Consider the following 22,808-nt stretch of genomic DNA (forward strand, 5'->3'; position numbering starts at 1 on the left):
TCTATGGCCTGATTGATGAAAAATCATCTTTTTGAGCTCTTCGTGCAACTATATCACCTTGTTCCAGCGAAGAGTCCCTTCAAAAAGCTGCTCATCAGACGTATTCACATGGGCTGTATAAATCAATCGCGGATTTTGGGATCGGTCTCTGTCCTTGACAGGGGTTGGAAGAAAAGGATAAAATTCAAATTGAGATTAAGTCTCAATTAGCCTTGCCGAAAGTGACCGACAGAATGCAAGTACAAGAAGAGGACCGCATACATAGGGAAGAGGACAGACATTACAGAAGAATTGCTCTTATCGGTAATCCCAACGTCGGGAAAAGCGTAATCTTTGGGCTTCTGACAGGAAAATACGTGACTGTCTCCAACTATCCTGGGACTACGGTGGAGGTCTCCCACGGTAATATTGCCCTTGACGGTAAGAAGTATCTCTTAACTGATACGCCGGGTGTGAACAGTCTTATTCCCATGAGCGAGGATGAGCGAGTCACGCGGGATATTCTCCTCAAGGAGCGCCCGTCGCTCCTTGTCCAGGTGGCTGATGCAAAAAATTTACGGCGGACACTCCTCCTCACGCTCCAGATTGGGGAGACGGGTCTTCCCATGGTACTCGACCTCAATATGGACGATGAAGCAAGGGACAGAGGGATCGTCATCGATGTCCAAAGACTGAAGGACATCCTCGGTGTTGAAATCGTAACCACGGTTGCACCGCAGCGGAAAGGGATTAAGGAGTTGAGGAGTTCCCTGATGATAAAGTCCTCAACGCTGGGGATAAGGATAACCTACGGCCTGCTCATAGAGGAATACGTTGCAAAACTGTCGCACCTGTTGCCTGAAGCACACATATCAAAACGGGCAATCGCGCTCATGATTCTGTCCGGTGACGAGAGCCTGAGAGAGTGGCTGGTCGCGAATCTTTCGCCTGATCGGATACGGGAGGTTGAATCCCTCAGGGATGAATGTCAGTCAAAGACCACTGAAGTCATAAGCTCCCTCATCAATCAGAAGAGGCTTGAAGCAGCAGAGGAGATCACGAGGCAGGTGATGAAGAGAATTGCCCCCGAGGGCGGGAAGGTGCTCTCATTCATCGGAAGGATGAGCATGCACCCTTTATGGGGAATCCCACTCCTGCTCGTTGTCCTCTTTTTCCTCTATGAATTTGTCGGGGTCTTCGGCGCCGGGACCCTTGTCAATTTCTTTGAAAAAACAGTCTTTGGCGATTACCTTAACCCTATGTTCACCAAGGTGGTCGAGCTGCTGATGCCCTTTGATATCGTCCGGGAGATGCTTGTGGGCGAGTATGGCCTTATCACGGTTGCTATGACCTACGCGATCGCTATCATCCTGCCTATAACCGTAACCTTTTTCATCGCCTTCGCAATCCTCGAGGACAGCGGTTATCTTCCACGCCTTGCGATCATGACCAACAGGGTCTTTAATCTTATGGGCCTGAACGGGAAGGCCGTGCTCCCCATGATTCTTGGCCTTGGCTGCGGGACGATGGCCGTCATGACCGCACGGATACTCGAAACCAAAAGGGACAGGATCATCATTACCTTTCTCCTGGCCCTTGCTATACCCTGCTCAGCGCAGATCGGTGTGATCCTCGGCTTGCTCGGCGCCCTCTCTTTCAAGGCGACCCTGATATGGACAGGGAGCATTCTGCTCACCCTGTTGGTATCAGGATATCTTGCATCAAAGATAGTCAAAGGAGAAAGGACAGACTTCTTTCTCGAAATTCCCCCGATACGAAAGCCCGATGCCATGAATATCCTGATAAAGACAGCAGGAAGGGTTGAATGGTATCTCAGGGAGGCTGTCCCGCTCTTCCTCCTCGGCACCTTCATCCTTTTTATCCTCCATAAGCTCAATCTCATTACGCTTCTTGAGAGGGCTGCCTCACCCGTCGTTGTCAACCTTCTAGGGCTTCCTGAAAAGACGACGGAGTCCTTTGTCCTCGGTTTCCTGCGGAGGGACTACGGAGCTGCCGGACTCTTTACCATGGCCGAAAAGGGTCTCCTTACCCCTGTGCAGTCGGTTGTCAGTCTCGTCACGATAACGCTCTTTATCCCCTGCCTTGCGAATTTCTTTATGATCGTGAAAGAGAGAGGGCTGAAGATGGCTCTCGGCATGGTGGCCATTGTCTTTCCCATCGCCTTTCTCGGGGGGGGAGCGTTGAACTGGGTGCTGAGGTTTTTCCAGGTGAAGCTGTAGCCGGATAATTCATGAACTCAGTAACTCAGGGGACTGGTCCCCGAAGCTCACGCATGTCGATGCGGCCTCTTCCGGCGGCGCTTTCGTGACTGAAAAGGGACAGAAAAGATACAACAAGGCCTGCTGCTAATATGTCAGGCAAAAGGCCGGCAGGTTCTTCTTCATGCGTTTTTTTATCCTAACACGGTGAGCCATTGGGATTTTAGACATCTGATGAGAGATCGCGGTCAACGATGCTACCTCTTCACCCTGAAGACGCCCTCGGTCTGAGCAATTTTTTGAATAAGGCTGTTCAATTGAGGTCTGTCCCTGACCTCGAGGTTCAGAATGATATGTGCCTTCTTGTCCTGGGTAGTCGTCGCCTGCATGTGGCTTATATTGACGTTTACCGTCGATATCAGGGCGCTCAGGTCTGCGATCATGCCCGGTCTGTCAACGGTCTCGACGAGGAGGCGCGCTGTCGAGGTTGCTTCGTCGGCAGACTTCCAGTCAACATCAACGAGCCGTGCATCATCAACGGCGAGCCGCTCGAGGTTCGGACAGTCCTTCCGGTGAATCGTCACTCCCCTGCCCCTTGTCACAAAGCCTGCAAGGGCGTCTCCGGGCACGGGCAGGCAACATTTTGCGGTGTGGTAGAGAATATGGTCGATACCCTTAATGCTGATTCCCTTGTGTTCTCTGTGCGGTCTGGGTTCCTTCTGAACCTCTTCCACCGGGGTCTCGGACTTCTCCATCGGTCTTTCCTGGAGAATCCTGTTGACTACCTGATGGGGGGTTATCTTGCCGTATCCCACGGAGACGAGAAGATCCTCATAAGTCTGCATTCCGAAGGCCTTGGCGACTTTCAGCGTCTCTTCAGCTTTTAATGTGGCAGGTTTGATATGATGCCTCTTCAGTTCGACCTCGAGGAGCTTCGCACCCAATTCGACGCTCTGTTTCCGCTCTTCTGCCTTTATCCATTGCTTTATCCTACCCTTTGCCCGCTGAGTCACAACAAACTTCAGCCAGTCCCTGCTCGGTCCGTGGGTCGGCGAGGTTATCACCTCGATGGTGTCGCCGTTCTTCAGCTGATACCTGAGCGGCACGATCCTTCCGTTCACTCTTGCCCCGATGCACTTGTTGCCGACCTGGGTATGAATACTGTAAGCAAAGTCAACGGGCGTGGACCCCACGGGAAGCTCCTTGATCTCGCCCCTCGGGGTAAAAACGTAAACCACCTCAGGTATGACCTCTCCCTTTACCGCCTCGAGGAACTCCCGTGCATCGCGGTGCTCCTTTTGCGATTGGATCAGCTCCCGCAGCCAGGTTATGTACTTACTATCCTTGCTCTTGATCGTATCCTTTTCCTTATACTTCCAGTGGGACGCGATGCCTTCTTCGGCTATCTTGTTCATCTCTTCAGTCCGTATCTGGAACTCCACCCTTTCTCCCTTCGGTCCTATCACCGTCGTATGGAGGGACTGGTACATGTTCGACTTTGGCATGGCGATGTAATCCTTGAACCTTCCGGGGATCGGCGTCCAGAGAGAGTGAATTAACCCCATGATCGTATAACAGTTTGCCTTGGTATCGGTTATGATCCTGAGTCCGAGAACATCATGGACCTGATCGAAGGTGATGCCCTGTTTCTGCATCTTCTGGTAAATCCCGTAATAGTGCTTCACCCTCCCCGACACCTTGCCCTTGAGCCCCTCCTCCTTAAGCTTCTCCTCGACAGTGTGCGCGACCTCATGGAGATAGCCTTCCTGCTCTTCCTTCCTCTTGGCGACCCTCATCACAAGCTCATCATAAAGTTCCGGCATGAGGAACTTGAAGCTCAGGTCTTCAAATTCCAGTCTCAGCCAGCCAATACCAAGCCTGTTCGCCAAAGGGGCATAGATCTCGAGGGTCTCTGTTGCTATCCGCTGCCTCTTGTTTTCAGGAAGGAACTGGAGGGTTCTCATATTGTGGAGTCTGTCGGCGAACTTTATGAAGATGACCCGTATATCCTCTGACATCGCGAGGAGCATCTTCCTGAAGTTCTCCGCCTGTGCTTCCTCCTTGGTCTTGAATTCAATCCTGCTCAGCTTTGTTAGGGAATCGACGAGAAAGGCTATCTCATTTCCGTAAATATCTTTGATGTCCCGAATCGCAACTCCCGTATCCTCGACAGTATCGTGAAGGAGCCCGGAAGCGATCGTTGCTCCGTCCATCTTCATGTCCGCAAGGATGTGGGCGACGGACAATGGGTGGCCAATATAGGGTGTCCCTTCAATCCTTGTCTGGCTGCAATGGGCCTCGCGCGAGAAGATGTATGCTTTCTTCAATAAGTCCACATCTGCCGAAGGATTATAGGAGAGGACCTTATTGATGAGGGAATGGATGGTCAGGACTTCATGAACCATAGTCCTATTATACATCTTTTGTTTCGGCTGGACGCATATGATACCGCTCTTTCCCGACGCCTTCTGCCGGTATTCTGGTATACTGGATGAAAGAACGGGCTCGATGCTCCAGGGCCATCAAGAAGAAAGGAGCATTATCTCCTCCCTTCTTAGCAGGGATAGCGAGTTCCCTGCCATTTCTCGGAAAATAGGGCTGATCAATCAACTGACCTCTACCGAAGAGACTCCAGTCTGGGTGAGACCGAGAAAAGGAGCATTCTCAGATGACAGGGCGGCAAGCATCTTTGCATCAAGGATCATGGCCCCTTCGGGATAGAGGGCGACAGGGTTCAGGTCGATCTCTTCAATGAGACCTGTTGCCATAAGTTCTGAGATTCCGACGAGGAGCTCTGTCAGCGACTTGAGATCGACCGTCAGACTCCCTCGGTACCCTTCGAGAAGTCTGTATCCCTTTACCGCCCTTACAAGCCATAGGGCCTCATCCTTCTTAAGCGGAGCAAGGGCAAAGGCTATATCCTTAAAGAGTTCCACAAATATCCCTCCGAGGCCGAACATCACGATGGGGCCAAACTGCCCGTCACTGGTCCCGCCGACGACAACTTCAAGTCCGGGCGGAGCCATCTCTTCCACAAGCACGCCCTCAGCCCCCTCAATACTCATAAGATCTGCCACAGCAACAGCCAATTCCTCCTCGCTCTTCAGTCCGATTCTTATCCCATGGACATCGCTTTTTGAGGCTATTGCCGAAGAGGAGACCTTTGCAACGAGGGGGAAGGGAAGCTCATCATGCGGCATGATGCCCTCGCCCTTCCTGATGAACCTCCCTCTCGGGACAGGAAAGCCCATGGCCTTCATAAGCCCCTTCACCTCATGTTCGAGAAAGACTTTCCTGCCCCCAGCCTTCTCGATGAATGTTTTCAATAGCGTACTGTTTCTGGGTAAAGATGGAGGGATCATGGAGATCATGGTAGGTGTCGTACTCTGTGTCTTTGCATCAGCTGGGTCCTTTATTCCATAATTATATCACGGTAAAGGATTCCCTGTTCTCGCATGGTCCATGATGGGAAAGAGAAGAAGGAACAAATAGAACGTGTCTGCACAGACGAGAGCGAAGGGACCTCTTCTCTGGGAGATCAGAAAGGATGAGGAGGATGGATATCAATGAACCGCTAGAGATCGTCAATGAGAGAGGAGAGGTCATTGGTCTTGCGTTGAGATCCGAGATCCATAGCAACCCTTCGCTCATGCATAGGGTTGTTCACGTGCTCATATTCAACAAGGCTGGAGAACTGCTTCTCCAGAAACGTTCCCTGAACAAGGACGTTGCCCCTGGCAGATGGGACACATCAGTGGGCGGCCATGTGGGCGTTGCTGAAGATCTTCTGTCCGCAGCGAGAAGGGAGACGGAGGAGGAACTCGGTCTTACTGACTGTGACCTGCAATATCTCTATTCGTATATCCATTGCAACTCCTCTGAGACCGAACTGGTTGCCAGCTACCGTTGCATCTATGAAGACCCTATCGGTGGGATTTTTTTTAACCGCAGGGAGATAGATGAGATAAGGTTCTGGAGTTTTCATGAGATAAATCTGGCTGTGGGCAAGCAGATACTGAGCCCTCACTGTGAGATTGAGTATGTGAACTATGTGCGCTTCTTAGACACCTATAGGTGTGAACGTCGTAACTCATCCTGAGAGTCCGATACCGGAGCCGCAGGTGTTCTGCCCTTTCATTTGCCGACTAATCCCTATTGTTGATACCATCACCATGCCGATCCCGAAGTTTATGAATTATGTGGCCCAGCTTCGAAAGAGCAAATATTTATCTTGACATGTTATTACGAATGTATTACAGTAATACTATAAAATGGTGCCGTCAGAAAGGGAGACTCCATGGCGCTGAAACCGATCACCTTAAGACTTGACGTGGAAGAATACGAAAAACTGAAAGAGAATCTCAGCAAATTCGGTGATCCGGACATTAACGTGGCTTACGTGTTGAGGGCCTATATCCGGGATCTTAACAGGGTCTACCCGGCGCTTATGACATCAGGCTGGGATCTCAAAAACTATTTCGGGTTCTTCGGTCTCTGGCTTCGGCAGGTAGTCTCGATGACGGATGTTGAAACGCTTACGAGGAAGATGTTCGACTGGTGGACCCTCGGTAACCCCAAGGAAGGCCCATCACAGGAGGGAGGTGCTGATGAAAGAGTCGCGGGAAGGAAAAAGCAAAGTACCGCTCGCAAGGAGAGGAGTGATGACAGGTAGCGAAAGGGCAAAAGGCGTTCCGGAAGGGGGCGTCTTGCAGAAAGAACAAATAAAGACGATGGCAAGAGAAGGAGGTGGAACAATGGAAGCAAAAACAGGTTTCGCAGGTTTTGATATCAAGAGCGTGAATGAGAATGCCTTGAAGATGGTGAAGTTTTCCCTTGACACCGCCTTCGACAGCGTCACGAGGATCCAGGAACTCAATGACAGGCTCGTCGGAGAGATGATCAATGCGAATAAGCAGATACTGGCCGGTGCCGAAAAGATCATGGGCGATTGGATCGAGAATGGGAGAAAAGGCTGGGAAGAGTACAGGAAGGTCATGCAGGAAGGCTTTCTGAAGATGGAAGAGAGACTGAAGGTATAGGAACAGTCGGTCCTCTGTGAAGGTCGACGGTGCGGCGGCGCGTGAGCTTGTTCATCTCGGCAGAACAATGCTTGTTGCCAATGCCTCACCGATACAGATGGGTTTTCACCTTTAGACCAGATTCTTCGTCCATCTTGTCTGCGGGGCCGACATCCGCTTGTCGGCAAGAGGCGTTTAGAGTCCGGACAAGCGGACCGGCCAATAACCGCAACTCTTGCCTACCATCGGACATCGACCCCGGAGTTTATGATCATGTGGTTAGCCCTCGCACCATTCCCGTGCATTCTGGAACATCCTGAGCCACGGCGATGACGTGAGGGGTGAGTCCCTCTTCGCTCCTCGTCGCAATTCCTCGGGCATCCATGGCCACTGCCATGTCAGGAAGGTCCTCTCGGGATGAGGCATTATCGCCAGATGCCTTCCGTCGGGCGTGCAGAGCGCGGCTATTCCATTTGGCGAGCCGTTCGGATTGAAGGGATAGGATTCAGTGATTTCCCCGTTGTCATCGACAAATCTCACAGGGGCGAGTTCCTTTGCCAGAACCTCCCTCCTCATCTCATCGTCGGGGAAATATGCCCGACCCTCGCCATGGGCCACCCATATGCCCAGGGTTGACCCTTCCATTCCCTTCAGCATAAGAGAGGGGCTTGGAAGTATCCTAACCGTGCTGAATCTTGATTCGAATCTGCCTGATCTGTTTCTGACGAACCTCGGCTGAAACCTGTCTTCAATTCCCTGCCATGGCACCCAGCCGAGGAGTGCAGAGAGTTGACAGCCGTTGCAGACACCAAGGCTGAAACTGTCTTCCCTGGAATAGAATCTCTGAAACTGCTCGAAGATGTTCTTATGAAACCGTATCACCCCTGCCCAGCCTTTTGCGGAGTCGAGTACGTCCGCATAGCTGAATCCGCCGACAAAGGCGACGCCCCTGAACTCATCGAGAGAAACAGCACCCTTGAGCAAATCGCTCATCGTAACATCCCATGTCTCGAACCCGGCCCGGTAAAAGGCCGATGTCATCTCCCTGTCGCCGTTGCTCCCTTCTTCACGAATGACGGCGACCCGTGGTTTTGCCTTTCTGTTAAGGACGGCGAAAGGCGTCTCTTCAGGGTTGAAAGTAAGACTGAACGCAGGTCCCTTCCTGTCATAGGTGTTCTTCCTCTCCTCTTTGGCGCATTCAGGATCCGCCTGCAGCCTCTCGATGTGGTAACTCGTCTCCTCCCAGAGGCTCCTGAGATAACGCATATCCTCATCGAGGACAGTGGCGTCGTTCAGTCGTATGGTTATCGTCTTGTCGATTAGTGTGTCGCCGATTATCTGGTAGTCAATGTCGTAATTCTTCAGTCTGGCAACGATGTTACCCTCATCCCCTGGTCTGTACTCCATGACGAGTCCTGCCTCTTCAGAGAAAAGGACGGAGAGGGTATCTGCATCACTCGAAAGACGCAAGTCCATGCCGCAGTTCCCGGAAAAGGCCATTTCGAGAAGGGCCACAATGAGGCCGCCGTCGCTGATGTCATGACCTGAAAGAATCATCCCCTCATCAATCAGCTGTTGGGCCGCAAGGAACGCCCTCTTGAGCATTTGCGCGTCTTCGATATCAGGGGATTCCGTTCCGATCTGGCCGTAGACATGGGCAAGGGACGACCCCCCCAGCCTGCACCTGCCCCTCCCGAGGTCAAGGTAAAGGAGTCTGCTCAGGCCGGGCTCTTTGATGTCAGGCGTAATGACCTTCGTGATATCAGGACAGGTGGCATAGGCCGAGATCACCAGTGCACCCGGGGCCTTGACAACCTCGGTCCGGCCATCTCGTGCAATCATGGCAGCCATGGAGAGGCTGTCCTTGCCACCGTCGAGGGCCATCCCCAATTCCACCATAATGTCTCTCATCGCAACAGCGGCATCGTAGATTGCTGCGCCCTCGCCAGGCAGTTTTGCCGGCCACATCCAGTTCCCGGAGCATCGTATGTCCTCAAGACTGCTGATCTTGGCCCAGACGATATTCGTTATCGCCTCAGCAACGGACATCCTCGCCATCGATGCCGGGCTTATCAAACCCTTTACGGGCTGTTCTCCGATCGAGATTGCCGCTCCCGTCTTCCCGAAGTGGCTCTGAGCGATTACCGCCACATCAGAAACCGTAAGCTGGAGAGGCCCTGCGCACTGCTGTCTCGCTATGAGGCCCGTTACACTTCTGTCGACTTTGTTCGTAAGGAACCTCTTTGATCCTACCGAAAGGAGTCTCAGGACCCTTTCGAGGGCATCCTTAACGGAGAGATTCTCAGGCAGTCTGAGCGTCTGAAGTTCGGGCTTCTTCCTCACGAAGATGAATGTCTTCCGGGGCATTTCACCAAGGACTTTTCTGAGGTTGAGATTGACGGGCGTGGCGCCGTCTTTCTCGTCAAAGAGAACAGCATAGCCGTCGCCAGTTATCTGTCCGACGACCGCTGAGAGTACCTTTTCCCGTTCGCAGAGCTCTCGGAAGAGTTCACTCTTCTCAGGTTTTATGAGGAGCGCGTTCGATTCCTGATACTCGGCTCCCCATATCTCGAGCACAGAGAGTGTCTTGTCTCCAATCGGGATTTTGCGAATTTCGATCCTGGCCCCGGCAGGGTAGATCAGTTCCTTCAACACGTTGCAGTTTCCGCCGGCTCCCTGGTCGTGAATACTTATGATGGGATTGGCATCGCCAAGCTCGATACAGGCACGAATGACCCTGTTCAGTTTCTGCTCCATCTCGGCGTCTCCGCGCTGCACAGCATTAAAGTCGAGTTCTGCCACGTTTTCCCCCTGGATCATGCTGGACGCAGCGCCGCCTCCTATACCGATCCTATAGGCCGGGCCCCCGATCTTTATGACGAGCATGCCCCTTTCAGGCTCTCCCTTCTGTAGGTGCCTGTCGTCCATCTGACCGACACCGCCTGTGAACATAATCGGCTTTATCCATTCCCTTCTCTCTCCGTTTGGCAACTTCATGCCGAAGGACCTTGTGTAGCCCTGTATCACGGGCTCACCAAATTTATTGCCGTAATCTGAAGCTCCATTGCTCGCCTCTATCTCGATCTGGAGTGGAGAAGCGAGGTTATTGGGATACTCGAAGGACTCGTCTTCCCATGGCAGCCGATATCCGGGTATGGCGAGATTTCCCACGCAGTATGCTGCTGTTCCGGCAACGACGAGGCCGCCCCTGCCGGCGGCCTGAACGTCCCGTATCCTTCCCCCTGTCCCTGTCTCGGCACCGGGAAATGGGGCGACGCCGCTCGGGAAATTATGGGTCTCTGCAGTGAAAAGGAGATGGTACGTCGGGTCTTGCTCCCGGAAGGGAGAAGGTCTGCCAGGGGCTGCAGGGACGATCGTCCTTATCCTGTACCCTCGTATCGCGCTTGAGTTGTCCCCGAAGGCTATCACGCTGTTGTTGGGGTTCTTCTCGTAAGGCTCTTTCACAAGCTCCATGAGGGAATAGGGAACCTCCGCCCCGTCGATAACAAGTCTGCCCCTGAAGAACCAGTGTCTTGAGTGTTCGCTGTTGGACTGGCCGAGATCGAAGCACTCCACATTCGTGGGGTTCCTTTTCATATCGAGGGCAAAGAGATGATAGTAGTAATCAATGTCCCACTCATCCAACCCGAGGCCGAGTCTTCTGTTGATCGCCTCGATGGCGCTTCTGCCTTCCGTCATGACCCTCACCTCGTAGACAGGCTCAGGATCTATCCCTGTCTCGAAGGTCTCGAGCCTTTTCGGGTACGGACATTCCGTCATCCTATCGTAAAAGAGTGGCGAGTACCGTGAGACGAGCGAAGCAAGAAACTCGGTGTTCATTGGCTGACCTCCAGCCTTCCCGTGCCCCCTTCTGACGAAATAGTATCTCCTCGAACGTTCAATCCGTGTGATCGTCGTCAGACCGCAGGCACGGCATATCGAAACGGCATTTGTTGACCATGCTGTTGTGAAGTTCATTCTGGGCCCGACCTCAAAAAGACAGTTATGATCAATGGGTGCCTGCTGATCAGTCAAGAAGCTTTCTGAAGAGAAATTCTCGGGCTCAAAGGTTTCACTCAGAAGCCATGTGAGGAGTCTCATTTCATCAGTGGTGAGGGGACCCGTTGATTCGATGTAAAAACATAATTCCGTTTCCAGATCGAAGATATCAGGCGCCAAACCTCTCACAATTGAAAGAAGGGCGTTCTTTTTCGCATCAGTGATGGCAGGTTTTCTAAACAAGCAGGTTAATGGCAATGTTCCTTGGACCTCCGCTCATTGGCTGTCTTGCCGAAGACCCTCTTAAAGATATAATCGACATTCTTAAAATAGTGCTTGAGATCGAAGATCTCCTCTATCTCTCCTGACGAGAGATATTTCCTGACCGCTTTCTCTTTCAAGAGCAATTTCTTGAACTCCCTCTTCTCCCTCCAGCTCTTCATGGCGTTCTTCTGGACGAGGGTGTATGCCTCCTCCCTCGTAAGACCTTTTTCGGTAAGGGCGAGCATGACCTTCTGTGAATTGTAGAGGCCATAACTCTTCGCCATGTTCTCTTTCATTTTTTCAGGGTAGACGAGGAGTCCATCGAGGATCCGGATAAGCCGGTGGAGCATGTAATCGACGAGGATAGAACTGTCGGGTATGATAATGCGCTCAACCGATGAGTGCGAGATATCCCGTTCGTGCCAGAGCGCCACGTCCTCAAGGGCTGCCAGGGCGTTTGACCTTACAACCCTGGCGAGGCCTGAAAGGTTTTCCGAGCCGACGGGGTTTCTCTTATGGGGCATTGCAGAGGAGCCCTTCTGTCCTGCTTCAAAGGGTTCCTCTGCCTCGAGGACCTCGGTCCTCTGGAGGTGCCGTATCTCGACAGCGATCTTTTCTATGGATGCTGCGATCAGGGCAAGGGTCAAGAGATATTCGGCGTGTCTGTCTCTCTGAACCACCTGAGTGGCGACGGGCTCCGGCTTCAGGCCGAGTATCTTGCAGACTCTCTCTTCAATGGCCGGCGGAATATTCGAGAAGGTCCCGACAGCGCCTGAGAGCTTTCCGGCACTCACAACCTCCTGTGCCTTAAGGACGCGTTCGCTGTTTCTTCGCATCTCTTCATACCAGAGGGCGAACTTGAGACCGAAGGTCACCGGCTCAGCATGAACACCGTGACTGCGGCCGATGCAGGGCGTGTCTTTGTATCTGAAGGCCTGCTTCTTCAGAACAGCCATCATCTCCCTTATGTCGGCCACGATGATCTCCGAAGCTTCCTTCATGAGAAGGGACAAGGATGTATCCACGATGTCTGATGACGTCAGCCCCTTGTGGATAAACCTCGAGTCGCGACCCACATTCTCTGCCACCGACGTGAGAAAGGCGATGACATCATGTCTCACGGTCTTCTCGATCTCGTCGATCCTCTCCACATCAAAGCGGGCCTTTTTCCTGATGTTACGAACTGCCTCTTTCGGGATCTCTCCCCTTTCTGCCCATGCCTCGCAAACGGCTATCTCCACTTCAAGCCACGTTGCGTATCTGTTTTCCTGCGTCCATATCCTGCCCATCTCAGGACGTGTGTACCGAGCGATCATCGTCCCTCCTTTATCAAGAACATGCGGGAACCCTTATCTGCTATGAACACAGCCAGAATGTCTTGCCGGCTCTCTATGTACCCTGTGCAAGCCTCTCGATGAGAGGTAAGGGAAGTCCGGCCCCGTGCATCTTGCCCTGGGTCTTCTCAATATCGTATCGCACTCTCACAAAACTGACCCTATCGTCGTTGATGAGCGCATAGCAAGCCCTGGGGTCCCTGTCCCTCGGCTGGCCGACACTGCCGGCATTTATGATGTATCGTTCTGCCTTTCCGATGGCGGCATCGTTCCTGTAAGTGACCATTTCTCCAGAAGAAAGCCTTTCGATGATAAAGGGCTGATGACTGTGGCCGAGCATGCATATACGCCGATCAAAATAATGAAAATTGATCTCGGCGTCCCAGAGCGTCAGGAGATAATGCCACATCTCAGGTTCTTTCGGCGTAGAATGGACGAGGAGAATATTCTCCTTTTTCATATCCTTCTTCTCAGGCAATGCCTCGAGGGTCTTCCGCGTTCTTTCCGTCAGCGCCTCCCGTGTCCAGAGGATCGCTTTCTTTGCATACTCGTTAAAGTACTCGATGTCCGTCATGCCGATGGCGGCGCGGTCGTGGTTCCCGGCGAGAAGAATCTTGCAATGCTTCTTCAGGATCTCCACACATTCATTCGGGTCCGGTCCGTAGCCCACTGCATCGCCGAGAAAGTATATATCATCGATACTCCGTTTTCCAATGTCCTCCAAAACGGCTTCAAGGGCTTCAAGGTTTGCATGGACATCCGACACAACAGCACAGACCATCATCGCTTTCTCTTGTCCTTTATCCCGCCGGCGATCTTGTCCAGTATCCCATTGATGAAGGACGAAGCCTCTGTCGAAGAGAACTTTTTTGCTATCTCAATGGCCTCGTTTATGGTCACAGTGGAAGGGATGTCTTTCCGAAAGATAAGTTCATAGGTGGCACATCTCAGGATATTTCTGTCAACGGCGGCCATCCTCTGGAGGACCCAGTTTTCTGCGGCCTTCTGAATGGTCGCATCGATCGCTGAAAGGTTGTCGAGGGTGCCGTAAATAATATCTTCCGAAAACGCCCTGACTTCAACGTCACCGTTCCGGGCCGCCCAGAACTCGTCGAGGTCCTTCTTGTCCGGTCTTTTCCCTGTGAAGTCAAACTGAAAGAGGAACTGAAGGGCATATTCCCTTCCCCTGCGGCGCTTCATCCCAGCTTCTTCATTACCTGCGCCATCTCAATCGCCGTAATCGCCGCATCCCAGCCCTTGTTTCCGCTCTTCGTACCGGCCCTTTCGATCGCCTGCTCGATCGTATCGGACGTAATAACGCCAAAGGCAATGGGTACCCCGGTCTCCATCGAGGCTGATGCGACACCTTTCGACACCTCCGCCGCAACATAATCAAAATGGGGTGTTGCGCCCCGGATGACCGTGCCGAGACAGATGACGGCGTGGTAGACGCCCTGTGAAGCCATCTTCTTTGCAACCATGGGTATTTCATAGGCTCCCGGAACCCTTGCGACGGTAACGTCCTTTTCGTCAGCGCCGTGCCTCACGAGCGCATCCATTGCGCCGTCGAGGAGCCGGCTTGTTATAAAGTCATTGAACCGGCTCACGATTATACCGAATTTTAGTCCCTTTGCCTGGAGTTCTCCCTCTATCACTTTCATACTGCCCTCCTGAATCAAGAATGCGATATTTTACCATAATAATATCGCGAGGGGCGGCGAAGGTCAGCCGACGTGGGCTTTCTGCGCTGCCGACAGTATTCTCTCGACCGACGGATAATCCGATGGGTCACGCGAGTAACAACTGAAGCAGATCTGTCCTTCAGTATTAATAATGAAAAGACCCGGCAGTTGGAAGGGGTCACCCTCGGGAAGTCCCGGGAAATATCCGCGCCCCAGGGCCCTCAGTCCCTTAAGAAAGACTTCGGGTGAAAATACCTGGAACATGCTGCCTCCCTTGAGTCCATACGCTCTGTGGAGGGTCTTCCCCGGGTCGCAGATGACCGGGAAGGGCACGCCAAAGTGCTTGCGGAAGGGCTCGGCCGTTGCCGGAGATTCGGTGCTGACAAGCACCGGTTGGAGACCGGAGCTGTCGAAGTTTTCTTTTTTTTGGATTAGCTGAGCTACCTGCTCTCTGCAGAAGGGGCAGCCGAAATAGCGGAGGAAGATCAATACAATCGGCTTTACACTCCAAAAATCACTGAGGTTCTTCTTTACCCCATCGCTCATGAGGACTTCTGCGTCGGGTGCCCGGTGGATTTCAGGCTCGCTCATACTAAGAATTATATCAAGAATAGTGTAAAAGGCAACGGTAAAGGCACGAGCAAGGCGTCTGCCGGACGTGAGGTGAAATCAGTCGTCTTCTCGACGAACGAGGGTATTCCTGAACATTTCAGCGAGGCTCAGGAAACGGCTGTCCGAGAAGATCTCTTCGAGAAGGCAGGGTGTCTTCTGCATCCAGTTGGGATGTCCCTCTACGGTTCCCGGAAGATTCTGCTGGTCGATGGTGCCGATGATATCATCGAAACTCACCAACACCAACTTGGATGGTGTGAGGGCAAGATACTCATATACTGCAAGGCAGAGTTCCGGGGTCATCTCAACGGCCGAGAAAGGAGTTGACGGGCATCGGAGGATCTCCTGAAGTTTGCTGTCTTTCTTGATGATCCCTTGAGATTTCAGGCACGAAAGGATGAGGCCCCTGTCCCGCTCACGCTCTCTGACCTGTTCCTGCCATTGGGCGTCATCCCGATAGAAGCCCAACGCTTTCTTCACCTCTATATCACGTCCCTCCCAGTAGCCGTAAAGTGTGGGCAGGTCATGGGTGGTCACAGAAGCTAATGCCATGACAGGATACTTGTCAGGCGGAAGAAATGAAGGGTCGGGATAGTTCCTCTCAAAGTAGAAGAGCCTATATGAAAGCATCTGAAATCTCTTGAGCGTCTCCCGGACGTTCTCGCCCATCGTGCCAAGGTCCTCGGCTATTACCATGGTCTTGTTCAGGACGCTTTCGAGGGCGATGATCCTGAGAAGATCTTCTGACAGGGACGTGACGTATGCCCCTTCCTTTGCGTGCATCCCTCCGGGTATCCAGAAAAGCCTGAACATGCCGAGGGCGTGATCTACCCTTAACGCCCCGCAGTGCTTCATATTCTTTCTTATGGTCTGGATGAAGAGTTCATATCCTCCTTCCCTGAGCCTTTCGGGGATGAGGGGAGGGAACCCCCAGTTCTGGCCATTGAGATTGAAATCATCGGGAGGTGCACCGAGATCAATGTCGGCTGCAAAGACATCCTGATAATTCCATGCATCACTTCCTCCACCCACGGAGCCGATGGCAAGGTCGTGGTAAAGCCCTATGGCCATAGACGAATCTTTTATCTTTTCAGCGATCTCCTCCATCTGCTCGTCAATGAGCCACTGGACATATTTGAAAAAGAGTATCTCCTTCCTTTTTCTCTTTCTGAATTTCTGAACAGCTTCACCCGACGGGTTGCGATACTCTTGAGGCCAATCCAGCCAATTCAGCAAGGAAGGGCCCGCCCTCTCTTCTTCCTCTTTTTCTGTCCCGTCCTTCCCCTGTTCTGATGCCAGAACCATGAATGTCGCAAAGGACTCAAGGTCAGAACCTTCCTCCGCGACATAGTCCTTGAAGGCCCTACCTCTGGAAGTGTTCCCTCTATAGTGGTTCTCATAAAAGACCTCAAAGAGCTTCTTCAGGAGATCCCCTTTCAGGGACGCGACCTTTTCGTAATCGACGAGATCTCCTTTCCTGAGCCCTTCCAGTTCTCTTTGAAGAACTTCTGAGCCTATCATCGCCCCTAATTCCGCAACCTCGGGTATCTTTTCGAGATCAAGGTAGACGAAATTCTTGTACAGCCTGCTTATGGGGGAATAGGGACTGATACCGAAGGGCCGTCTGTTTGGGATGGCATGGAGGGGATTGATGCCGACGAATCCGCCCCCGAGGCCTGCAATCCACTGGACGATCCCCTTGAGGTCGGTAAAGTCACCGATGCCCCAGTCCCGGCCTGATCGTAGAGCATAAAGATTAACAGAGAGGCCCCATGTCCTTCCCTGCCGAAGTTCGGACGGAAGGTAACAGGCGTCGGGAGCTATGATGATCCTCGCGGTTCCTCGGAGGGGAGCATCTCTTTCAGAGAGGAGGGGTATGGGATGTCCTGACTCAACAGCAAGGGTGTAATATCCGATCTCCCTTTTTGTGTTGTCCACGAGGTCTATCCTTACAAGGCGATTATCATCAATCCACTCCTGCTCAGAAATGATGATCTCCTCCCCGGAAAGCACAAATTCATCTCTCCTCCCATGGGCGTCAGAAAGGGACCACACGAGGGAGAGTCTCTTTTCTTCTCCCTCTCTGAGCGGGAGATGGACCGGTATCGTCAAGGGCTGCTCATGGACCGAAAGGACTCTTACGGGCTCAATCAAGGTCTTCCATCTTCTTGATCTCCGTTCCCTGATCTCCTCCACGATGTCTTCAGCGGTGTCGATCTCCAGATTCATTGCCTTGAGAATGGCCCTCTTTGTTTCCGTGGAAGCCGCGTGTCTCTTGCCGAAGATATCAAAGTACTCTGGGATTATGCCGCAGAGTCCGGACAGTTCATGAATCAATTCATCGTAGGACGGTATCGTCATAGTCGAAAAATCCCTTCTAACCGTGACTGTACAGAGCTTCCACGTCAGCGATAGAAGACGATAAGGTGGAGGCAGTGACGAAGATCGGGAATTCCGCCTCCGCTCCATTGTATGGACAAGCCTTTTGTTTTGTCAATTCGCTCCTTGATCGCTTATAATTGATAGCATGGAGATAATACGACAGATATCGGTGTGGGACGTCATTGATATCATCTTTGTAGCGATCATCTTCTATCGGTTGCTGCTCATCATGAAGGGGACGAAGGCAACGCAGATGCTCATGGGCCTTGGTCTCCTCCTCGTTGCTTCCCTTTTGTCAGGTCGGTTCGAACTCCATACGGTAAACTGGATCATCCAGAGTCTTTGGGCGCAGATTGTGATTCTTCTCATTGTGCTTTTTCAGCCTGAGATCAGAAGGACCCTTGCCCAGATGGGCGAAGCGAGGTTCCTCCCGGCCTTTACACCCGCTGAGGAGCTGAAATCCCTCGACGAAATCGTGAAGGCCTCTGTTGCGCTCTCAAACAGGAGGATAGGCGCCCTCATCGTGATCGAGCGAGACACGAGCCTGAAAGACTTCGTCGAGATGGGGACCTTGCTCGACGCAAAGGTCTCAAAGGAGATACTGCTGACAATTTTTCATCCCACATCCCCCATCCATGACGGGGCGGTAGTTATCAGGGGGAACAGAATAGTCGCTGCAGGATGTTTCCTCCCCATCGCCCTCAGCTCTGAGGTGAGCAAGACCCTCGGCACGAGACATCGTGCGGGGATTGGTCTTACCGAAGAGACAGACGCCATTGCCATTATCGTATCGGAAGAGACAGGCGAGGTATCGGTCTCTATTACCGGAAAACTCGAGTCACCGGTGGACATGGGGACTTTACGGGATATCCTGACCGAGCTCTTCACAACGGCTAAGAAAAAGAGCCCTCCAAGGATGCAGAGAATTCAGGAAAATAAATGATAAAGAGACTTCTCCTCGAAAATCTCTCGCTGAAGGCTGCGGCTGTTGTGCTTGCGATACTTCTCTGGATTTTTGTCTCTTCAAGGGGCCAGACTGAGGTATCCCTTGAGGTGCCCATAGAGTTCATCAACATCCCCGCTGGCATCGAGATTGCCAAACGCACGGTCAAGTCGGCAAATCTGGTAATCAGGGGAAATGAAACGCTTCTCAAGGCCTTGAGGCAGGGGGATGTCAGGGTCATCGTTGACGTGAGCAAGGCAAGGGAAGGAGAGGCCGTATACGCCATCAAAAATGATGACGTTTCGCTGCCCCGGACTGCTGCCGTCATGAGAATAGAGCCACCATCGGTAAAACTCATGTTTGAGCGTATGGCGAGGAAAGAGGTGAGAGTACGACCGGCGGTCACCGGCATACCTGAAACTGGCTACTATGTCAAGCATCTGGACGTAAAACCGAAGACGGTCGTTATCGAAGGCGCAGAATCAGATGTGAACAAGGTGGGCTACCTGAAGACCGAATCGATCGATATTACCGGTCTGACCGAAGATGTCAGGCAGGAAGTCGATCTCGTCTTGGCGGGCAGAAATATAAGGACAAAGATAGACAAGGTCGAAATCGCCATAACAATCGCAAGGAGGGGCAGATGAGGCTTTTTGGAACAGACGGTATAAGGGGGAAGATTAACAGACTGCCGATGACACCGGAGAACGTCCTGAGAATCGGGATGGCAGCAGCAACAGTGCTCAAGAAGACTCATGGAAGGAATATGGTGATCATCGGGAAGGACACCAGACTCTCCGGCTACATGATAGAGAGCGCACTGACGTCGGGTATCTGCTCCAACGGCATGAATGTCACCCTCACCGGTCCTCTGCCTACACCCGGCATAGCATACCTCACAAGGGCATTGAGGGTTGATGCGGGTGTTGTCATCTCAGCCTCTCATAACCCCTTTGATGACAACGGCATAAAGTTTTTCTCCTCTGACGGCTGCAAACTCCCTGACGAATTTGAAAAGAGGATAGAAGAGCTTGTTGCCGATGAAAGTCTCGGGTCCAGAAGGCCCTCAGGCGCCGATATCGGCAAGACCTTCAGACTCGATGATGCAACAGGAAGATACATCGAGTATGTCAAATCGACTATCCCCCGGGGAAGCACGCTCGAAGGGCTGAAGGTCGTCGTTGATTGTGCAAACGGGGCGGCCTACAAGGTCACCCCCTGGGTTTTGAGGGAGCTTGGGGCAGAGGTCATCGCCATAAACGATGAACCCGACGGCATCAATATCAACGCTGATTGCGGTTCGTTGAATATGGACGGTCTCTGCAGGGCGGTGAAGGAGCATAAAGCCGACGCCGGTATTGCCCATGACGGAGACGCAGACAGGACCCTCCTCTGTGATGAAAAAGGCAACATCGTGGACGGCGACAGAATCCTCGGCATCTGGGCGCTCCAGTTCAAGAAAGAGGGCAGACTCAAGGGCGACACCGTTGTCTCGACAGTCATGAGCAACCTTGGGCTGGAGAACTACCTCGCGAAGCATGGGATACAAATGGTCAGGACAAAGGTTGGAGACCGGTTCGTCACCGAAAAGATGTTCCAGCACGGCTATGTCCTTGGGGGGGAGCCTTCGGGTCATATCATCTGCCTCGATTGCAACACAACGGGCGACGGACCGATAACGGCACTCCATGTCCTCTTTATGATGAAGACGGAAGATACCTCCCTTTCCCGGCTCGTGGCGGGAATTAAACTTTACCCTCAGATTCTCATTAATGTCCCTGTTGAGAAAAAAGTCGACATCAAGACCGTCCCTGAGATCGTCCAGGCCGTAAGGGAGTCAGAGGAGAGCCTCAAAGGTCAGGGGAGGGTCATCGTAAGGCCTTCCGGCACAGAACTGAAGGTGCGGGTCATGGTCGAGGCCTATGAAGAGAAGCTTGCCAGACGGTTCGCTCATACGATAGCAGACGTGATCAGAGAAAAGATCTGATCTGCCCGCCTCATGCATAGCTTCGTGTCGTTCTTGTCGGGGATCGCTCTCTTTTTTCTCTTCCGTTATTTTCCGGTCATTGCAGTAATGCTTCTTCTTGCCGCAGTGGCCCTCCTTCTCAGGAGGAAGAAGTACGCTTTCATAGCGGTAATGATCATCGGTTCTCTCTATGCCGCGCTTCGCTACGTTCCCCCGATAGACTTTGCTGCCTTGAGCGGCAGAACGGTACGTTTGGTGTGCGTGGTTGAAGACTCACCCCGTGTATTGACGACAGGGAGGAACGTTCAAAGAACTACCCCTGTGTCGGTGTCAGACGCTGAGTCAGGTGAATTGCTGACAGACCTTAAAGGAAGAGAGATATACGTCATCTCGGACAAAGGACTGGTGAGCGGCTCACGGTATGATCTTCTGGCAGGGATGGGGCGGGACTACGAGAGACATAATCCCGGCTATCGAGGAGAACAATGGCTCTATGCGTATCTCAAGGAAATCGGTACTGTCAGGGGGTCGGAGAGAAAGGGCATCTATTCGTGGATCAGAGAGAGGAGAGACTGTTTGAATCTCTACTTCAGGAACGACTTTGATCGTGATTCAGGCTCCTTTCTGGCTTCCATTACGACCGGCGAAAGGGTCGACATGAGCGAAGAGATCAACGACGCCTTTGGCACAAGTGGTCTCGCACATCTCTTGAGCATTTCGGGCACGCACTTCGGGCTCTTCTCTATGCTGGTTTTCGGGATATTCAGGCTCGGCATCAGCGTTATGCCCTACCGGCTCCTCCAGAGATTCACGATCTATCTCACACCGTCGCAGGCCGCCGCCCTGCTTTCGCTGCCCTTCATGCTTCTCTACCTCCTCATCTCTGATCTGAGCTTTCCGGCCTTACGCTCTTTCATCATGATCAGCCTCTTTCTTACGGGACTCCTCATCAGCAGGAAGGGGTTTTGGCTGAACTCCGTCCTTTTTGCCGCTTTTCTCATATGCCTGTGGGACCCCTCTGCCCTTCTGAACCTCTCGTTCCAGCTCTCCTTCCTCGCTGTCCTGTCAATCGGCTTTACTGCAGGAGAAAGGGGAGACAATGAATCTGAGGGCAGGGGATTGAGGGCGCGTGTTTTGGACTTTCTCAAGGGTTCTCTTCTTGTGTCCCTCTCTGCCTCGCTCGGAACCGCCCCCCTTGTTGCCTATTCCTTTCATTATTTCTCACTGATTTCTCCTCTAGCAAATCTCTTTGTGACCCCTTTTATCGGTTTTGTCCTCGTCCCCCTGTCCCTTCTTTCCTCATTCGTATTTATCTTTTCGGGGCATTTCCCTTTTCATTCCCTGATCGCCCTTGCCTCGGACCTATCACTCAAGGCTGTGAGGTTCTTCGCCTCGGTCCCCTTCGCAGACATAAAGATACCCGCCGTCCCCGTGATAGTCATCATAATCGTTTACGCAGTATGCATGGTATACCTGTCAGGAAGGAAGAGATATGCCCTTGTCTTCGCGGTTGTGACAGCTGCCGTCCTGTTGATGCCGGGCGTGTGGGCAGGGAAGGGATTATCGGTCACCTTTCTTGATGTCGGTCAGGGTGACTCCGCGGTGCTTGAGACACCGGGTGGAACAATGATGGTCATCGATACCGGAAAGACGGGGAGGGAAGTGGACGCCTATCTGAAGTACCGGGGCAAGAGGACCCTCGACGCCCTGATTATCACCCATGCCGATGACGACCATTCTGCCGGAGCTCCGCGCATTCTGAGAAGGTTCACCGTGAAGGAAGTCTGGGACAACGGCCTTCTGATATACGGCGATAATCTTCTTGGAAATGCCCACCATCGCTCTCTCGAAAGAGGTGACGAGATCCGTTCCGGCGGACTCCAGATCCAGGTACTTCATCCATACAAGGGCTTTTACACCTTCGGTAGCGGTGAAGCTACTGCTGAAAATAATGACTCCCTCGTGCTGAAGGTGACGGGGGAAAAGTCCTTCCTTTTTACTGCCGATACCGCAGGAGAGGCCGAAGATGATATGCTCCACCTCCGCTCGGTCCTGAAAAGCGATGTCCTCAAGGTTTCTCATCACGGCAGCAGAACATCTTCATCAGAAGACTTCTTGCGGATGGTCTCGCCTGGCATAGCGGTCATCAGCGTCGGCAGATATAACACATATGGCCATCCCCATAAGGATGTGCTCGAAAGACTCAAAGGTGTGAATGTCTACAGGACCGACAGGGACGGCGCGGTCAAGATCTCTGAAACCCCCGAAGGCCTCGATGTGAAGACATGCAGGGAGTTCGAGTTTGAGAGGCCCGGTGACCTCGCCGGAGAATGGAGGAATATAAAGAGGCTCTTTGCGGTTTGGTGAAAAAAGCTTTTTCCCCCTGATTTCTTGTAAAATACGAATAGTG

General features: G+C 52.5%; 17 protein-coding genes. 8 read left to right on the forward strand and 9 right to left on the reverse strand.

Annotated features, from left to right (window positions below; translation table 11 throughout):
* Positions 1–233 precede the first annotated feature (233 nt).
* Positions 234–2,219, forward strand: a complete 1,986-nt coding sequence (gene feoB / locus VFG09_00885) for a ferrous iron transport protein B (protein HET6513687.1) — start codon at positions 234–236, stop codon at positions 2,217–2,219.
* A gap of 236 nt (positions 2,220–2,455) precedes the next feature.
* Here feoB and VFG09_00890 read toward each other — a convergent pair whose 3' ends face one another.
* Positions 2,456–4,603 carry a bifunctional (p)ppGpp synthetase/guanosine-3',5'-bis(diphosphate) 3'-pyrophosphohydrolase gene (locus tag VFG09_00890; GenBank protein ID HET6513688.1) on the reverse strand — a complete coding sequence of 716 codons (2,148 nt, stop codon included), beginning with the start codon at positions 4,601–4,603 and terminating at the stop codon, positions 2,456–2,458.
* Between the two features lie 201 nt (positions 4,604–4,804).
* Positions 4,805–5,524, reverse strand: coding sequence for an acetate--CoA ligase family protein (locus tag VFG09_00895; protein ID HET6513689.1), 720 nt, complete (start codon positions 5,522–5,524; stop codon positions 4,805–4,807).
* A gap of 230 nt (positions 5,525–5,754) precedes the next feature.
* On the opposite strand from VFG09_00895, the gene VFG09_00900 reads away from it, so the two are divergent.
* From VFG09_00900 to VFG09_00910, 3 genes are all read left to right on the forward strand, one after another.
* The gene (locus tag VFG09_00900; GenBank protein HET6513690.1) at positions 5,755–6,297 is read left to right on the forward strand and encodes an NUDIX domain-containing protein; all 543 of its coding nucleotides are present in this window, start codon (positions 5,755–5,757) and stop codon (positions 6,295–6,297) included.
* A gap of 198 nt (positions 6,298–6,495) precedes the next feature.
* Positions 6,496–6,870, forward strand: a complete 375-nt coding sequence (locus VFG09_00905; protein HET6513691.1) for a hypothetical protein — start codon at positions 6,496–6,498, stop codon at positions 6,868–6,870.
* Complete coding sequence (locus tag VFG09_00910) at positions 6,860–7,237, forward strand: hypothetical protein (protein HET6513692.1); 378 nt, start codon at positions 6,860–6,862, stop codon at positions 7,235–7,237. Before VFG09_00905 ends, VFG09_00910 begins: the two co-directional genes overlap by 11 nt.
* Before the next feature lie 258 nt (positions 7,238–7,495).
* Here the strand turns inward: VFG09_00910 and purL are convergent, their stop codons facing one another.
* The 7 genes from purL to malQ all read right to left on the reverse strand — a co-directional run bounded on the left by purL (position 7,496) and on the right by malQ (position 17,468).
* The gene (gene purL / locus VFG09_00915; GenBank protein HET6513693.1) at positions 7,496–11,473 is read right to left on the reverse strand and encodes a phosphoribosylformylglycinamidine synthase; all 3,978 of its coding nucleotides are present in this window, start codon (positions 11,471–11,473) and stop codon (positions 7,496–7,498) included.
* Positions 11,464–12,795 (reverse strand): adenylosuccinate lyase, encoded by a 1,332-nt coding sequence (gene purB, locus VFG09_00920; protein HET6513694.1) that lies wholly within the window; start codon positions 12,793–12,795, stop codon positions 11,464–11,466. The genes purL and purB overlap by 10 nt, the downstream gene beginning before the upstream one ends.
* A gap of 73 nt (positions 12,796–12,868) precedes the next feature.
* On the reverse strand, positions 12,869–13,597 hold the full coding sequence (locus VFG09_00925) for a metallophosphoesterase family protein (GenBank protein HET6513695.1): 729 nt from the start codon (positions 13,595–13,597) through the stop codon (positions 12,869–12,871).
* Positions 13,594–14,013 carry a transcription antitermination factor NusB gene (gene nusB, locus VFG09_00930; protein HET6513696.1) on the reverse strand — a complete coding sequence of 140 codons (420 nt, stop codon included), beginning with the start codon at positions 14,011–14,013 and terminating at the stop codon, positions 13,594–13,596. The genes VFG09_00925 and nusB overlap by 4 nt, the downstream gene beginning before the upstream one ends.
* Positions 14,010–14,474 (reverse strand): 6,7-dimethyl-8-ribityllumazine synthase, encoded by a 465-nt coding sequence (ribE, locus tag VFG09_00935; GenBank protein HET6513697.1) that lies wholly within the window; start codon positions 14,472–14,474, stop codon positions 14,010–14,012. The genes nusB and ribE overlap by 4 nt, the downstream gene beginning before the upstream one ends.
* A gap of 63 nt (positions 14,475–14,537) precedes the next feature.
* On the reverse strand, positions 14,538–15,086 hold the full coding sequence (locus tag VFG09_00940; protein HET6513698.1) for a peroxiredoxin-like family protein: 549 nt from the start codon (positions 15,084–15,086) through the stop codon (positions 14,538–14,540).
* A gap of 78 nt (positions 15,087–15,164) precedes the next feature.
* The gene (malQ, locus tag VFG09_00945; protein HET6513699.1) at positions 15,165–17,468 is read right to left on the reverse strand and encodes a 4-alpha-glucanotransferase; all 2,304 of its coding nucleotides are present in this window, start codon (positions 17,466–17,468) and stop codon (positions 15,165–15,167) included.
* A 166-nt stretch (positions 17,469–17,634) separates the two neighbouring features.
* On the opposite strand from malQ, the gene cdaA reads away from it, so the two are divergent.
* From cdaA to VFG09_00965, 4 genes are read left to right on the forward strand one after another with little or no spacing between them, the layout of a single operon-like run.
* Positions 17,635–18,432 carry a diadenylate cyclase CdaA gene (cdaA, locus tag VFG09_00950; protein HET6513700.1) on the forward strand — a complete coding sequence of 266 codons (798 nt, stop codon included), beginning with the start codon at positions 17,635–17,637 and terminating at the stop codon, positions 18,430–18,432.
* Positions 18,429–19,079 carry a CdaR family protein gene (locus tag VFG09_00955; protein ID HET6513701.1) on the forward strand — a complete coding sequence of 217 codons (651 nt, stop codon included), beginning with the start codon at positions 18,429–18,431 and terminating at the stop codon, positions 19,077–19,079. Before cdaA ends, VFG09_00955 begins: the two co-directional genes overlap by 4 nt.
* Positions 19,076–20,419: a phosphoglucosamine mutase gene (glmM, locus tag VFG09_00960; protein ID HET6513702.1), complete on the forward strand. Its 1,344-nt coding sequence runs from the start codon at positions 19,076–19,078 to the stop codon at positions 20,417–20,419. Before VFG09_00955 ends, glmM begins: the two co-directional genes overlap by 4 nt.
* Before the next feature lie 12 nt (positions 20,420–20,431).
* On the forward strand, positions 20,432–22,765 hold the full coding sequence (locus VFG09_00965; protein ID HET6513703.1) for a DNA internalization-related competence protein ComEC/Rec2: 2,334 nt from the start codon (positions 20,432–20,434) through the stop codon (positions 22,763–22,765).
* Positions 22,766–22,808 lie beyond the last annotated feature (43 nt).

The organism is Thermodesulfovibrionales bacterium (assembly GCA_035686305.1).
In the GTDB taxonomy this organism is placed as follows: domain Bacteria; phylum Nitrospirota; class Thermodesulfovibrionia; order Thermodesulfovibrionales; family UBA9159; genus DASRZP01.